15 protein-coding genes are annotated in these 13,523 nt (G+C 64.5%); 9 read left to right on the top strand and 6 right to left on the bottom strand.

The window, feature by feature from the left end:
• Positions 1-8 precede the first annotated feature (8 nt).
• A complete protein-coding gene (locus B5M07_RS01965) occupies positions 9-602 on the top strand; it encodes a glutathione S-transferase family protein (RefSeq protein ID WP_067624420.1) in 594 nt (197 codons plus the stop codon).
• Here the strand turns inward: B5M07_RS01965 and B5M07_RS01960 are convergent.
• Positions 599-1,777: a TIGR03862 family flavoprotein gene (locus B5M07_RS01960; protein WP_120350003.1), complete on the bottom strand. Its 1,179-nt coding sequence runs from the start codon at positions 1,775-1,777 to the stop codon at positions 599-601. The genes B5M07_RS01965 and B5M07_RS01960 overlap by 4 nt on opposite strands.
• Positions 1,778-1,898: 121 nt before the next feature.
• Between B5M07_RS01960 and B5M07_RS01955 the strand changes: the two genes are divergently transcribed.
• Positions 1,899-2,204 carry an HNH endonuclease gene (locus B5M07_RS01955; RefSeq protein WP_240791559.1) on the top strand — a complete coding sequence of 102 codons (306 nt, stop codon included), beginning with the start codon at positions 1,899-1,901 and terminating at the stop codon, positions 2,202-2,204.
• Here the strand turns inward: B5M07_RS01955 and B5M07_RS01950 are convergent.
• Both B5M07_RS01950 and B5M07_RS01945 read right to left on the bottom strand, forming a co-directional pair.
• Complete coding sequence (locus B5M07_RS01950) at positions 2,201-2,815, bottom strand: enoyl-CoA hydratase/isomerase family protein (protein WP_120350001.1); 615 nt, start codon at positions 2,813-2,815, stop codon at positions 2,201-2,203. The genes B5M07_RS01955 and B5M07_RS01950 overlap by 4 nt on opposite strands.
• On the bottom strand, positions 2,812-3,561 hold the full coding sequence (locus B5M07_RS01945) for an SDR family oxidoreductase (protein WP_120350000.1): 750 nt from the start codon (positions 3,559-3,561) through the stop codon (positions 2,812-2,814). Before B5M07_RS01945 ends, B5M07_RS01950 begins: the two co-directional genes overlap by 4 nt.
• A 143-nt stretch (positions 3,562-3,704) precedes the next feature.
• Here B5M07_RS01945 and B5M07_RS01940 point away from each other — a divergent pair, with 143 nt between their 5' ends.
• The 6 genes from B5M07_RS01940 (at position 3,705) to lpxK (ending at position 9,992) form a co-directional block, all read left to right on the top strand.
• Positions 3,705-5,234, top strand: a complete 1,530-nt coding sequence (locus tag B5M07_RS01940) for a DUF2125 domain-containing protein (RefSeq protein WP_120349999.1) — start codon at positions 3,705-3,707, stop codon at positions 5,232-5,234.
• Positions 5,235-5,346: 112 nt separating this feature from the next.
• Positions 5,347-6,693 carry a TldD/PmbA family protein gene (locus B5M07_RS01935; protein ID WP_120349998.1) on the top strand — a complete coding sequence of 449 codons (1,347 nt, stop codon included), beginning with the start codon at positions 5,347-5,349 and terminating at the stop codon, positions 6,691-6,693.
• Complete coding sequence (locus tag B5M07_RS01930; protein ID WP_120349997.1) at positions 6,686-7,462, top strand: 3'(2'),5'-bisphosphate nucleotidase CysQ; 777 nt, start codon at positions 6,686-6,688, stop codon at positions 7,460-7,462. The genes B5M07_RS01935 and B5M07_RS01930 overlap by 8 nt, the downstream gene beginning before the upstream one ends.
• Positions 7,463-7,525: 63 nt before the next feature.
• A complete protein-coding gene (locus tag B5M07_RS01925) occupies positions 7,526-7,768 on the top strand; it encodes a DUF4170 domain-containing protein (RefSeq protein WP_120349996.1) in 243 nt (80 codons plus the stop codon).
• A gap of 6 nt (positions 7,769-7,774) precedes the next feature.
• A complete protein-coding gene (locus B5M07_RS01920; protein ID WP_120349995.1) occupies positions 7,775-9,019 on the top strand; it encodes a 3-deoxy-D-manno-octulosonic acid transferase in 1,245 nt (414 codons plus the stop codon).
• Positions 9,006-9,992, top strand: a complete 987-nt coding sequence (gene lpxK, locus B5M07_RS01915; protein ID WP_120349994.1) for a tetraacyldisaccharide 4'-kinase — start codon at positions 9,006-9,008, stop codon at positions 9,990-9,992. The genes B5M07_RS01920 and lpxK overlap by 14 nt, the downstream gene beginning before the upstream one ends.
• A gap of 28 nt (positions 9,993-10,020) precedes the next feature.
• Here lpxK and B5M07_RS01910 read toward each other — a convergent pair whose 3' ends face one another.
• The 3 genes from B5M07_RS01910 to B5M07_RS01900 are packed head-to-tail and all read right to left on the bottom strand — an operon-like array spanning position 10,021 to position 12,372.
• Positions 10,021-11,139, bottom strand: a complete 1,119-nt coding sequence (locus B5M07_RS01910; protein ID WP_120349993.1) for a CaiB/BaiF CoA transferase family protein — start codon at positions 11,137-11,139, stop codon at positions 10,021-10,023.
• Complete coding sequence (locus B5M07_RS01905) at positions 11,139-11,825, bottom strand: DsbA family protein (RefSeq protein ID WP_120349992.1); 687 nt, start codon at positions 11,823-11,825, stop codon at positions 11,139-11,141. Before B5M07_RS01905 ends, B5M07_RS01910 begins: the two co-directional genes overlap by 1 nt.
• Positions 11,826-11,862: 37 nt before the next feature.
• A complete protein-coding gene (locus B5M07_RS01900) occupies positions 11,863-12,372 on the bottom strand; it encodes a DUF721 domain-containing protein (protein WP_120352123.1) in 510 nt (169 codons plus the stop codon).
• An 82-nt stretch (positions 12,373-12,454) separates the two neighbouring features.
• Between B5M07_RS01900 and mutY the strand changes: the two genes are divergently transcribed.
• A complete protein-coding gene (gene mutY / locus B5M07_RS01895; protein ID WP_120349991.1) occupies positions 12,455-13,519 on the top strand; it encodes an A/G-specific adenine glycosylase in 1,065 nt (354 codons plus the stop codon).
• Positions 13,520-13,523 lie beyond the last annotated feature (4 nt).

Genomic DNA, 13,523 nt, shown 5'->3' with positions numbered 1-13,523 from the left:
GAAATTCAATGTATACTGTCATCGGCGGCACCAAATCCCGCGCTTTTCGCGTCATGTGGATGCTCGAAGAATTGGGCCAACCCTACGCGCTGAACCCCGCCGCGCCGCGCTCGGAAGAGGCGCGCAAATACAACCCTTCGGGCAAGATCCCCGCCCTTGTGGACGGCGATGAGGTACTGACCGATTCCCTCGCGATCATGACCTATCTGGCCGACAAGCACGGCGCGCTGACCGCCCCCGCAGGCACGCCCGAACGCGCGCGGCAGGACGCATTGACCTTTTGGCTGATTGACGAGTTCGACGCGATCCTCTGGGCGGCGGCAAAACACAGTTTCATTTTCCCCGAAGAAGCGCGCGTGCCCGCGATCAAAGACAGCCTCAAGGCCGAGTTCGAACGTGCGGCCAAAAACCTGTCTGACCGCCTGGAGGGGCCGTTTCTGATGGGCGATCAGATCACCGTCCCCGACCTGCTGGCGGTGCATTGCATCAACTGGTCCATCGGCGCGAAATTCCCGCGCGTGGATGATAAGCTGAACCTCTGGGCCAAATCCCTGCGCGAACGCCCTGCCTTCGTCGCCGCGATGGCCAAGGAAAACGGTTAACGCCGCGCCCATTCCACAGCATGGCGGCCCGCCCAATGGCCGGTCGCCAGACAACCGTTGATCAGATAGCCGCCCGTGGGCGCTTCCCAATCCAGCATTTCCCCGGCGGCAAAGACGCCCGGCACCTCGCGCAGCATCAGCCCCGCATCCAGCGCGTCGAGCGCTATCCCCCCCGCCGTCGAAATCGCCTCATCCATCGGACGCAGCCCGGCGTGGGCGATGGGCAGGTCTTTCAGCAAGGCGGCCAGCGCCTCGGCCTCCTGCGGCAGCGGGCGCGCCATCTCTTGCAGCAGCGCGATCTGGGCGGGGGTCAGTTTCAGCCGCTTGCGCAGATGATTGGCCTGACTGTCCTTACCGCGCGGCTTCGCCAAACGTGCCGCGACATCGCGGACCTGCAAGTCCGGCAGCAGATCAAGCGACAGCCCCTGCCCTTCGCGCAGCCCGCGCGAGACGCTGTAAATGCCCCCGCCCTCCAGCCCACGGGCCGAGATCACCGCCTCCCCACGTGAGGTGTAGGGGCCAGCGCGCCATGCCACACCCTTGAGCGCCGCGCCGAAATGTCGGGTCATATGCGGCGACCAATCGACCAGCAGCCCGACGTTGGCCGGGGCGAAATCGCGCAGGGCCACGCCGCGCTCGGCCAGCAGGGGCGCCCATGCCCCCGTCGCGCCAAGCCGCCGCCAACTTGCACCGCCAAGGGCCAGTACCGTCACATCGGCCTCGACCACTTCCCGCCCGCCGGGCGTATCGAAAACAAAGGCATCCCCGTCCCAGCCCTGCCACTGCCAGCGGGTGTTGATCGTCACCCCGCATTCCGCCAGCCGCGCAAGCCAAGCCCGCAGCAGCGGAGAGGCTTTCATCGCACGAGGGAAAACCCGCCCCGTCGAGCCGGTAAAGACCTCTTGCCCCAATCCTTCGGCCCAGTCCTGCACCGCTTGGGTATCGAAGGCTTCCAGCATCGGGCGCAAGGCAGTCTGCGCCTCTTCATAGGCGGCGAGAAAGGGCGCGAACGGTTCGGACTTGGTCAGGTTCAACCCGGATTTGCCCGCCATCAAGAACTTGCGCCCGACCGAGGGCTTCGTCTCACAAAGCGTGACCGACAGCCCCGCCTTTGCCATGGCCTCGGCCGCCATCAGCCCTGCGGGGCCGCCCCCGATGACCAAGGCGCGGGTCACGCGGCGCGCCCTTCGGTCTGATTTTCTGACGGGGAAGCCATCGGCCTGTCCTTGCCTTGGGGAGGATTTGACACATCCTCTTGCCTGCCGTGGCCCTGCAATGCAAGCGAAAGGGAGGACCGTGACCGAAGGCGAGGACTTGCCAGATTGCCCGCTCTGCCACCGGCCCATTCCTCGGGATGTGCCACAGAGCCTGCATCATCTCATCCCCAAGCTGCGCGGCGGCAAGGGGGGGCCGACGGTGCTGATGCACCACATTTGCCACCGCGAGGTGCACGCCGCTCTGACCGAGACTGAGTTGGCGCGGCACTACAACACGCCTGAAGCGCTGCGTGGCCATCCGAGGCTGGCCAAATTCGCCGCATGGGTGGCGAAACGCCCGCCCGGTTTTCGTTCCAAAGTGCCGGGTGGCACGCGCAAGCGTTAGGCGGGGCTGCACATCCGTTTGATTTCCTGCGCGATTTCGGGCCGCGCAGCCAGCGTATCGACGGCCAGCGCCAGCGCGTGATCCTGCAGTTCTTCCGCCTCGACAAGGCGGTCGATCAGGCCAAAGGTCAGCGCCTCCTCCGCCGTGATCCTCTGCCCGCCCATCAGCAAAAGCTTGGTCCGCGCAGGGCCGATCAGCGCCGCCATCCGCGCCGGGTCCGAGGGCTGCGGCAAAAACCCGAGCTTCATCACCGGATAGAAGAATTTCGCCCCCGGCCCCGCGATGCGCAGATCGCAGGCCAGCGCCATGCCCATCGCACCGCCCGCCAGCGTGCCATTGAGCGCGGCAATGCTCAGCCCCGGCAGGGCAGCCACTGCGCCCGACAGACGCTCCCAAACATCCGATTTCGCCAGTCCCGCGCGGGCTTCGTCAAGATCGGCCCCCGCGCTGAACACCTTGCCGCGACCGGTCAGGATCACCGCGCGGGCGGCCTGTGCCTCCTCCATGATATCGGCGAGTTCGACCAGCATGGCATGGGTCAGGGAATTGGCCTTGTCGGGGCGGTTGATCGTGACGGTCCAGATGTCGCCCGCGCGGTCAAGCTCGATCATATGAGGCCCACCGCCTTGCGGATGCCCTCATCCCGCAGGGAAATCTCATCGCCGAGGAAACGATCCGCCTCGGGGCCGCACATCCACAGCAGCGTGCGCGCGGGCCAATCGGCGGGGATATGCACGTCCCAGTCAAGCTGGCTGACCGGGTTCACGCCGCTGTCTTTGATGTCGCGCTGCATGTCGGTGGCCACGGTGCCCGGCGACAGACCGATGGCGCGGATGCCGTTGCCGCCCTCCTCGTGGTGCAAACACTGGGTCAGCATATTCGCCGCCGCCTTGGAGGCGCAGTAGTGGCTCCATGCCTCCACCGGGTTGTGCGCGGCCCCCGAAGAGATCGTCAGCACCGTGCCGCCGCCGGTTTCCTTCATCAGTGGCAGAGCCGCGCGCATGCCGTGAAAGACGCCAGTCACGTTGATGTTGATCGCCTTGGCCCAATCCGACGGATCGGCCTCTGCCATGAGCGAGATCGGATCAATCACGCCTGCATTGTTGATCAGCACATCCAGCCCGCCAAACGCCCGGCGCGTTGTCTCAACCGCAGAGGTCATCTCGTTATAGCGGGTCACATCGCAGGGGATGGCGATGGCGCGATTGCCCAACTCTCCGGCCAATTCGGCGATGGCATCCTGACTGCGCGCCAACAGGGCGACATTGGCGCCTGCCTCGGCGAAAACCCGCGCGGCGGCGGCGCCGATGCCCCGGCTGGCACCGGTAATCATGATCGTCTTGCCTGTCATGTCCATGGGGTGATCCTTCCGCTAATTTTGTACATTACTTGGAGGCTGTGGTAATCTGCCGATCAACCCGGGTCCAGCCTCGCGTCGCTTGACCCTGCGCGGGGATTGGCAGACCCTATGCACAACTCATTGCCGAAAAGGAATTTCCGATGTCTCGCATCCCCACAGCGTCGCTGCTTCTCGCCCTGCCGGTCACGCTGGCCTCGACGCCCCTCTGGGCCGACCTGACCCCTGCCGAAGTCTGGGGCGATTGGCGCCAGTATATGCAGAGCATGGGCTATCAGGTTGAGGCGAGCGAAGCCTTTAACGGTGCGGACCTAACCGTCAGCGATGTGACCCTGAAGATGGACATGGCTGAAGAGGGTGGCGATTTTTCCCTGTCGCTCGGCACGCTGCGTTTCGAGCCGGAAGGTGACGGCGCGGTCAATATCCGCATGCCCAATGTCATGCCGATGACGATCAACGTCGCGCCCGAAACGCCCGAGGATGAACCGGTGTCGATGGTGTTGAACTACGCCCAGACCGCCCCGGTGATGCGCGCCAGCGGCAGCGCTGAGGCGCTGCAGTATGACTATGCCGCCGACAGCATCTCGCTCACGCTTGCGGGGCTCAAGGTCGGCGAAGAAAGCTATACCGAAGAAGAAGCCAAGTTCACCCTGACCGGCAGCGGCGTCAGCAGCCGGACCGAAATGACCGGGACCGATACGCGCCGCTACGACCAGTCGGGCCGCATCGACAGCCTGCAATATGACGTGGTGATGAAAACCCCCGAGGACCCTGCCCGTGTCGCCGTGAAGGGCGGCGTGGATCAGGTGGTCTTTGATGGCAGCGGCGCGCTGCCGATGATCGACGCAGGCGCCGACGTGGCCGCGATGATGCGCGAAGGTCTGACCTTTGGCGGCAGCTTTACCGCTGGCGCAGGCCGCACCGACATGCAAGTCTCTGACCCCGAAAATGGAGAGTTTCAGCTGGCCTCAAGCTCAACCGGGGCGAAGCTGGGCGTGGCGATGGGGCCCGAAGGGCTCTCCTATGACGGTGGCCAGCAGAACATCGAAGTCAGCGTCACCGCCGCCGACATGCCCTTCCCGATCCAGTTCAGCATGGCGGAAAGTGCGTTTAATCTGAAAATGCCGGTGATGAAGTCCGAAGAGCCGCAGGACTTTGCCTTTGGCGTCAAGCTCGACAGCTTCAAGATGTCGGACATGATCTGGGGCATCTTTGACCCCACCGGCCAATTGCCTCGCGACCCGGCAACTTTGGTCGTGGACCTGTCGGGCAAGGCCAAGCTGCTGTTTGAACTGATGGACCCCGAAGTCACCGCCACCATGGGCGATGAGGCACCGGGCGAAATTCACGAATTGAACGTAAACGAAGTCACGCTTGACGTAGCAGGGGCCGAGTTCGATGCCACGGGGGCGATCACCTTTGACAACGAAGACATGCAAACCGTGCCCGGCATGCCAAAGCCCGTCGGCGCGCTGGACCTGTCGTTGATCGGCGGCGTGGCCTTGCTCGACAAATTGGTGACCATGGGGCTGATCCCACAGGAGCAGGCACTGGGCGCGCGGATGATGATGGGGCTCTTTACCGTCCCGGGCGAAGGCGAAGATTCCCTGACCTCCAGAATCGAGTTCACCGAAGAGGGCGGCATCCTCGCCAACGGTCAGCAGATCAAATAACAACCGGCGCGGCCTTGGTCCGCGCCCTTTCCGCGTGGGAAAATACAGCGCGGCCCTTGCCCCTCTCGGGGCGGGGGATTACCCCTTTTCCAACCCCAAAAGGAGCCAGACCATGCCAGACGCCCTTGATGCATTGACCAAGTCCCTCCTTCAGGCGGCCACCAAGGCCGGGGCGGATGCAGCCGATGCCATGGCGATCACGGCAAGCTCCGTCTCGATCGAAGTGCGCGGCGGGGCGCTGGAACAGGCCGAACGCTCTGAAGGAACGGACATCGGGCTGCGGGTTTTTGTCGGGCAACGCTCGGCCAATGTCTCGGCCTCCGATACCTCCGCGCGCACGATTGAAGAGATGGCCGAACGCGCCGTCGCCATGGCCCGCGAAGCACCCGAAGACCCCTATGCGGGGCTGGCCGATCCCGCTCAACTCTCTGCCCGCCGCGATGCGGAAGGGCTAGAGCTTTGCGACCCCGCGCCAGAGCCTTCCCCCGAAGCCCTGCAAGATGACGCTGCCCGCGCCGAAGCCGCCGCGCTGGCCGTCAAAGGGGTGAGCCAAGTGCAATCCGCAGGCGCTGGCTATGGCGCACAGAAAATCCATCTCGCGGCGACCAACGGGTTTGAGGGCGGCTATGCCCGCAGTGAACGCGGGCTGTCCTGCGTTGCCATTGCGGGCAGCGGCACGGGGATGGAGCGGGACTACGACGGCGACAGCCGCATCTTTCAGGCCGACCTGCGCGACGCGCAAGAGATCGGCACCCGCGCGGGCGAACGCGCGCTGGCGCGGCTCGATGCCCGCAAGCCGCCCACCGGCAGCTATCCGGTGCTGTTTGACGAACGCATCGCCGCGTCGCTGATCGGGCATCTGCTGGGCGCGATCAACGGTCAGGCGATTTCGCGCGGGGCGTCCTTCCTGCGCGATGCGATGGGTGAACAGGTGCTGCCCGAAGGTTTGTCCCTGATCGAAGACCCGTCCCGCATCCGTGCCACCGGCTCACGTCCTTTCGATGCCGAAGGGTTGCCGACCCAGCAACGCGCCATCGTTGAAAAAGGCATCCTGCAAGGCTGGACGCTCGACCTTGCCACGGCCCGCAAGCTGGAGCTTACCCCCACCGGCAACGCCGCGCGGGGCCCCGGCTCTGGCCCGCAGCCCTCGAACTGGAACATCGCGCTGACCCAAGGTGAGGCCAGCCGCGACGATCTGATCGCTGAGATGGGCACCGGGCTTTTGGTGACCTCGATGATCGGCAGCACGATCAACCCCAATACGGGCGACTATTCGCGCGGAGCTTCGGGCCTTTGGGTCGAGAATGGTGAGATCACCCATGCAATCAACGAATGCACCATCGCGGGCAATCTGCGCGACATGCTGCGGGCGATGATCCCCGCCAATGATGCCCGCAGACATCTCAGCCGTGTTGTGCCCTCTCTGCTGGTGCCGGGGATGACCCTTGCCGGTGCCTAAGGACGACCTTGCCCTCTTGATCGACGCCGCCCTTAAGGCAGGTGCGGTTGCGCGCGGCTTTGTCGGGGCCACGGCCAAACGCTGGGACAAGCCCGACAACGCAGGCCCGGTGACCGAGGCCGATCTGGCGGTGAACGATCTGTTGCTCGCGGAACTGCGCGGCGCACGGCCCGGCTATGGCTGGCTCTCTGAGGAGACTGAGGACAATACCGACCGACTGGGGCATGAACGGGTCTTTATCATCGATCCGATCGACGGCACCCGCAGCTTTGTCGAAGGCTCTGACACATGGGCGCATTCACTGGCGGTGGCCGAGGCGGGCGAGGTTACGGCGGCGGTGGTCTACCTGCCAATGCGCGACATGCTCTACGCTGCCAGCCGGGGCGGTGGGGCCACGCTGAACGGCACGCCGATCCGCACCTCAGAGATCGGCGATCTGGCCGACGCGACCGTCCTTGCCGCGCGGCCCGCGCTGGTGGCAGAACGCTGGCACGGCGGCGCACCGCCTGTGTTCAAACGCAGCTACCGTCCCTCGCTCGCATACCGCATGGCACTGGTGGCGGATGCATCGTTTGACGCGATGATCACCCTGCGCCGCACGTGGGAATGGGACATCGCCGCAGGCACCTTGATCGTGGCCGAGGCGGGCGGCACCTGCGCCACCGCCACCGGCGCGCCGCTCAGGTTCAACAACCCCGACCCGCGCGTGGATGGCATCGTCGCGGGCGGCCCAATGGTGCAGCGCGCGCTGATCGACGCCCTTGCGTGACCGGCCCCATCTGCTAGGCACTATGCGCAGCACCGCAGCTTTGACAGATCAAAGGACAGCTCCATGACCCAACGCCTGCACCTTGTTTTCGGTGGCGAACTTGTCGATCCGACCAAGAACGCTTTCAAGAACGTCGACAACATCCATATCGTCGGGATCTTCCCCAACTACGCCAGCGCCTATGACGCATGGAAATCCGAAGCGCACCGGACCGTGGATAACGCCCATATGCGCTATTTCATCGCGCATCTGCACCGCCTGCGCGACGAGGAAACCTCGGCCTCGCCCACCGAAGAGCTGGAATAAACCACCATGGCGGCGCGGTCGCTGGGGCTTGCAGCCTATCGCGCCCTTGTGCGCCGGGGCGGGGCCGAAGACGCAGCGCCCTATGCCACGCGCCCCGAGGGTGAGCTGGTCTGGATGCATGCCGCCGAGGCGGGCAATGTCTTGGCCGTGCTCGACCTTGCCAAACGTCTGATGGCGATGCGCGACCGCGTCGCGGTGCTGGTGACCCTTTCGGAGAGCGCGGCCACCCAAGACCTCCCGCCGACCGACACCCGCGATCTTTTCATCCTTCCCGCCCCCAGTGAACATCCCGAGAATGTGGCGCGGTTCCTTGACCATTGGCGCCCCGGCTTTTGCCTGTGGACATGGGGTGGGCTGAGGCCCAATCTGGTGTTGGAAACCGCGGCGCGCGGCTGCCCGATGATAATGATCGACGCCGACAGCGCTGGTTTCGATGGTCGCCGGGACCGCTGGATGCCCGATGTGACCCGACAGTTGTTGTCCGCCTTCGATCAGGTGCTCACCCGCTCTCCGGCCGTGCTGCGCCGTCTGGTGCAACTGGGCCTGCCGCGCAGCAAGGGAGAGGTGACTTCGCCACTGCTGACGGGCGGCCAAGCGCTGCGCTGCGCGGAAACGGATCTGGCGGATATGTCGGCCTGCCTTGTCGGTCGCCCGGTCTGGTATGCGACACAAATCCTGCCCGAAGAGATACCCGTCGTGCTGACCGCTCACCGCCAAGCGCTGCGTCTGTCGCACCGGTTGCTGCTGATCCTGCACACCCATGACTACCCTACCGCCGATATCGCCTATGAACGCGCCCGCGCGCGGGGATTCACCGCGATGCGGTGGGGGGATGATCCCTACCCCGATGAAACCACTCAAGTCATGGTGGCCGATGACCCCGGCGACCGGGGGCTGTTTTTCCGCGTCGCACCCGTGTCGTTCCTTGGCTCTTCGCTGGTGTCGGGCCATGGCGGCTGCGATCCCTTCGAGGCGTCAGCGCTTGGGTCTGCGGTGCTCTATGGCCCCAAGGTGCGGAACTTTCTGCCGTCCTACGGGCGGCTTGCCACGGCGGGGGCGGCGCGGATCGTCAACGATGCGGGTGCGCTTGGCAATGCGGTCTCGCGGTTGATCGCACCGGATCAGGCGGCGACCATGGCCCACGCGGGCTGGGACGTGATCAGCGAGGGGGCCGAACTGGCCGACAGGGTGATCGAATTGATCCAAGACAGCCTCGACGACCATGCGGGAGCCTCAAATGCGCGCGCCTGATTTCTGGCATCAGCCCCGACCCGATTGGCGTGCACGGTTGCTGCAACCACTGGGCGTGCTTTATGCCGCTGCCACCGCGCGGCGGCTGGCCACAGGTACGCCGCTGCGCTTGGGTATTCCGGTGATCTGCGTCGGCAACATCAATGCAGGCGGCACCGGCAAGACGCCCACAGTGATGGCGGTGCTGAAATATCTGCTAGAGCGCGGCCACCGCCCCCATGTCGTCTCACGCGGCTATGGCGGCACGCTGGAAGGCCCGGTGCGGGTGGATCCAGCGCAGCACAGCGCGGGCGAGGTGGGGGATGAACCACTGCTACTGGCCGCATTCTCGGATGTCTGGGTCGCCCGCGATCGTGCCGCGGGTGCGCAGGCGGCAGAGGCTTCGGGCGCCACTGTCGTGGTGCTGGATGACGGCTTTCAGAACCCCGCCTTGGCGCAGGATCTGAGCATCGTCGTGGTGGACGCGGTCAAAGGTTTCGGCAACGGCCTGTGCCTGCCCGCCGGGCCGCTGCGCGAGCCTGTCGCGGCGGGGCTGGCGCGGGCTGACCTGCTGCTTTCCATCGGGGATGAAGCGGCGCAGACCCGTTTCGCGGCAGGGCTACCGAACACCGATCTGCCCCATGCACGCGCCGAACTCGCGCCCCTGCAGACCGGGATGGATTGGTCGGATTCCCAAGTGCTCGCCTTTGCAGGCATCGGCCACCCTGAGAAGTTTTTCGCCACGCTGCGCGGGCTGGGGGCTACGATCCTCCATGCCGAAGCGCTGGAGGATCACCAGCCGCTGACGCCACGGCTGATGCTCCGGCTAGAGACCGAAGCCGCGATGCGCGGCGCCCAGCTTGTCACCACCGAGAAAGACGCCGTGCGCCTGCCGATGGAGTTCCGCGCCAAGGTGCTGACCCTGCCGGTGCGCCTGTCCCTGCCCGAAGGCAATGCGCTGCACGCCGCGCTGGACAGGCTGCCACGGCCCTAGTCTTTCATGGCCCCAGTCTTTCAGGGCCCTAGCCTTTGTTGTCTTCGCCCAATTTCGGTGCGGGCCGGTGCAACGAAAGCTCGGCCCCCGAAAAGGTGAAGGGCGACCGCAGCCCCGGCACGCCATCAAGCTCGATCTGCATGCCCCGCGCCACGACCTGCGGATCGGCCATGACATCGGACATATCGTTGATCGGCCCAGCAGGCACGCCATGCGCCTCACAGGCGGCCAGCAGATCATCGCGGCTGCGCAGACGGGTCGCCCCGGTTAGGCGGCGGATCATCTCGGGCCGGTTGGCGACCCGGTCGGCGTTCTTGAGGTATTCCGGCGCGGTGGCCATATCATCCAGCCCCAGCAATTGACACAGGCGCTGATATTGCCCGTCATTGCCCGTGGCGATGATGAGATGCCCGTCGGAACACTCAAACACCTCATAGGGCGTTAGGTTGGGATGCGCGTTGCCCATCCGTGTCGGCGCCTTGCCGGTGGTGAGGTAGTTCATCGCCTGATTGCCAGTGATCGCCACGGCACAGTCCAGCAGCGCCATGTCGATATGTTGCCCCACGCCGGTTTGGTGACGCTGGTGCACAGCGGCCAAAATCGCGGTGCTGGCATAGACCCCCGTGAAAATATCGGTGATCGCCATGCCGGATTTCTGCGGGAGGCCGTCCGGTTCGCCGGTGATCGACATCAGTCCGGACATGCCTTGGATGATGAAATCATAGCCCGCGCGGTGGGCGTAAGGACCGGTTTGGCCGAAACCCGTAATCGAGCAATAGATCAGCTTGGGGAACTGCGCAGACATGCTGGCATAGTCCAACCCGTATTTCGCCAATCCGCCAGTCTTGAAATTCTCAATCAGGATATCCGCGTCGGCCAAAAGTTCCTTGACCTGCGCCTGACCTTCCTCGGTCCGGAAATCCACGGTGACAGAGGCTTTGCCCCGGTTCGTCGAATGGAAATAGGAAGCGGTGACGTCCTCGTCGCGGGTGACGAAGGGCGGGCCCCATTGGCGGGTGTCATCCCCCGCCGGGCTTTCCACTTTGATCACCTCGCACCCGAGGTCCGAGAGTGTCTGACCGGCCCAAGGGCCGGCCAGAACACGCGCCAATTCGACGACTTTCAGTCCTGCAAGCGGGGCGGTCATTAGCCCGCCAGCGCGTCGTCGAGGAGTTCTTTCATGTCGGCATAGGACATGTTCGAGTGTTTCTTGCCGTCGATGACGAAGCTCGGCGTGCTAGAGATATCATCCTCTTTGGAGTTCTCGGTGTACCATGCCACCAGCGCCTCGGCTTTGGCGCCGTCTTTCAGGCATTCGTCCAACGTCTCGTTATCAAGGCCAGCCAGACGGCCAATCTTGCGTAGCTCGTCGACGATGGCCGCAGGCTCGCCCGCGCGGGTCCACTCACTTTGCGATTTGTAGATCAGGTCAGCGATGCCAAAGAATTTCTCTTGCCCGCCGCAGCGCGCCACCATGGAGGCCCAGAGGCCGTAGCGGTCGAAATAGACTTCGCGGTAGATGAATTTCACTTTGCCGCTGTCGATGTAATCAGCCTTCAGCTTTTTGAAGGTGTCGTTGTGGAAGGTCGCACAATGCGGGCAGGTGAAGGAGGCGTATTCGATCATCGTGACCGGCGCGTTTTCGTCGCCCATGACCATCTCGGTGATGCCGGAGGTATCCATATCGCCTTCAGTCGTCTGGGCATTCGCGGCCCCAACGAAAGGTGTCAGCGCGGTGCTGCCGAGGGGGGAAGAGCCGAAGCTGCTTGCGGCAAACCAGCCACCGACGCCGAGTGTGGCGAGACCGCCAAGGATTACGTTTCTGCGATTCATGAGATGTTCCTTTGTCTGTTACGTCAGCTTTAGGTGGTCAGCTTTGGTTCTTGTTCAATATGTTCTCGCCCAGACGTGCAAGGGCTTCGCGCAGCCCTTCGTCGGCCACGGGCTGAGCGGCTTCGGCTGCTTTGCGTTGCAATGCAGGGCTCGGAGCGGCCTTTTCGGCCTTGGGCTTATGGTCAAACGCCACCTGCCCTTCGGCAAAGCCGGTCGCCGCCGTCTGGGTGATGCGCACCCGCGCGATCGCGTTATAGCCATAGACCGCGTTGACCCGCGCGCGCAGTTGCTCTTTCTGCATCTCCAGCATGGGCGCATTGGCCCCGGTGGTCAGCAGGGTCAGCGTGGCGCCGATACCCTCCTTGCGGCCATAGCTTACCTCAACCGGGCGTGAGATGGCGGCGGTCGCCTCGCCCACGATTTCGGTCCAATGGGTCAACAGACGCGATTGCGCGAAGCCACGGGTCTCGCTCGCCTTGCGAATCTGCTGCGAGAGCAGGCTGTCGGTGCGTTTGAACCCTTTTGTAGTCGTACGACGTGGCGGCATGGCTTTGTTTCCCGAATATGCTGACATACATAACCATTTGCCCCAGCGTCACCAGCCCCCGCTCCTCGGAAAGGCCTAAACATTGCGTGAGAATACATCCGTCAGCAAGCTGCCGCCGATCCTGCTAGAGTGGTACGACACCCATGCCCGCGCCCTGCCGTGGCGGGTGCCGCCGCACGACCGGATGGCCGGGGTCATGCCCGACCCCTACCGCATCTGGCTGAGCGAGGTCATGTTGCAGCAGACCACCGTGGCCACGGTGAAGGACTATTTCGCGCGGTTCACCGCCCGCTGGCCGGATGTGGCGGCCCTTGCTGCGGCTGAAGATGCCGATGTGATGGCCGAATGGGCGGGGCTTGGCTATTACGCCCGCGCCCGCAACCTGTTGAAATGCGCGCGTGTGGTGGTGGCGGACCATGGCGGCAGCTTCCCTGCGGATCATGATGCGTTGCTGAAACTGCCAGGAATCGGGCCCTATACGGCAGCGGCGATCTCTTCCATCGCCTTTGATCTGCCCCATGCGGTGCTTGACGGCAACGTTGAGCGGGTGATGGCGCGGGTCTATAACATTCACACGCCGCTACCTGCAGCAAAGCCCGAGTTGATGGCGCGGGCCGCCGCGCTGACCCCGCAGGGCCGCCCCGGCGATTATGCCCAAGCGGTGATGGATCTCGGCGCCACGATCTGTACGCCAAAGTCCCCCGCCTGCGGCATCTGCCCTTGGCGCGACCCTTGCGTCGCGCGAGCGGAAGGAACGGCGGCGCTCTTGCCCAAAAAAGCCCCGAAAAAGCCGAAACCCGTGCGGCACGGCACGGTCTACCTCGCCCAGCGCGAGGACGGCGCATGGCTGCTGGAAACGCGCCCTGACAAGGGACTGCTTGGCGGGATGCTAGGTTGGCCCGGTTCTGACTGGGTCGACACGTCTGAGCCGCGCCCCGAAGGGACCCCGCCGCTAACAGCCGATTGGCAGCCTCTGCCCAGCGAGGTGCGCCATACCTTTACCCATTTTCACCTGATGTTGACCGTGCAGCACGCGCGTGTCAGCCATGATACCGCGCCGCAAAACGGTGAATTCATCGGCCAAAACCAGTTCAGCCCCAGCGATCTGCCCACCGTGATGCGCAAGGCTTTTGATCTGACCCGCTAGCGCC

The organism is Sulfitobacter sp. D7 (assembly GCF_003611275.1).
Lineage (GTDB): Bacteria > Pseudomonadota > Alphaproteobacteria > Rhodobacterales > Rhodobacteraceae > Sulfitobacter > Sulfitobacter profundi.
Note: the sequence above shows the minus strand (reverse complement) of the source record. Positions and strands in the feature narration are given on the sequence as shown.

Bases quoted from the DNA above. Each gene is read 5' to 3' on its own strand.
- B5M07_RS01950 (WP_120350001.1), bottom strand. From the start codon at position 2,815: ATGATCGAGCTTGACCGCGCGGGCGACATCTGGACCGTCACGATCAAC.
- B5M07_RS01900 (WP_120352123.1), bottom strand. From the start codon at position 12,372: ATGCCGCCACGTCGTACGACTACAAAAGGGTTCAAACGCACCGACAGC.
- B5M07_RS01910 (WP_120349993.1), bottom strand. From the start codon at position 11,139: ATGACCGCCCCGCTTGCAGGACTGAAAGTCGTCGAATTGGCGCGTGTT.
- B5M07_RS01905 (WP_120349992.1), bottom strand. From the start codon at position 11,825: ATGAATCGCAGAAACGTAATCCTTGGCGGTCTCGCCACACTCGGCGTC.
- B5M07_RS01940 (WP_120349999.1), top strand. From the start codon at position 3,705: ATGTCTCGCATCCCCACAGCGTCGCTGCTTCTCGCCCTGCCGGTCACG.
- B5M07_RS01965 (WP_067624420.1), top strand. From the start codon at position 9: ATGTATACTGTCATCGGCGGCACCAAATCCCGCGCTTTTCGCGTCATG.
- lpxK (WP_120349994.1), top strand. From the start codon at position 9,006: ATGCGCGCGCCTGATTTCTGGCATCAGCCCCGACCCGATTGGCGTGCA.
- B5M07_RS01945 (WP_120350000.1), bottom strand. From the start codon at position 3,561: ATGGACATGACAGGCAAGACGATCATGATTACCGGTGCCAGCCGGGGC.
- B5M07_RS01925 (WP_120349996.1), top strand. From the start codon at position 7,526: ATGACCCAACGCCTGCACCTTGTTTTCGGTGGCGAACTTGTCGATCCG.
- B5M07_RS01935 (WP_120349998.1), top strand. From the start codon at position 5,347: ATGCCAGACGCCCTTGATGCATTGACCAAGTCCCTCCTTCAGGCGGCC.
- B5M07_RS01920 (WP_120349995.1), top strand. From the start codon at position 7,775: ATGGCGGCGCGGTCGCTGGGGCTTGCAGCCTATCGCGCCCTTGTGCGC.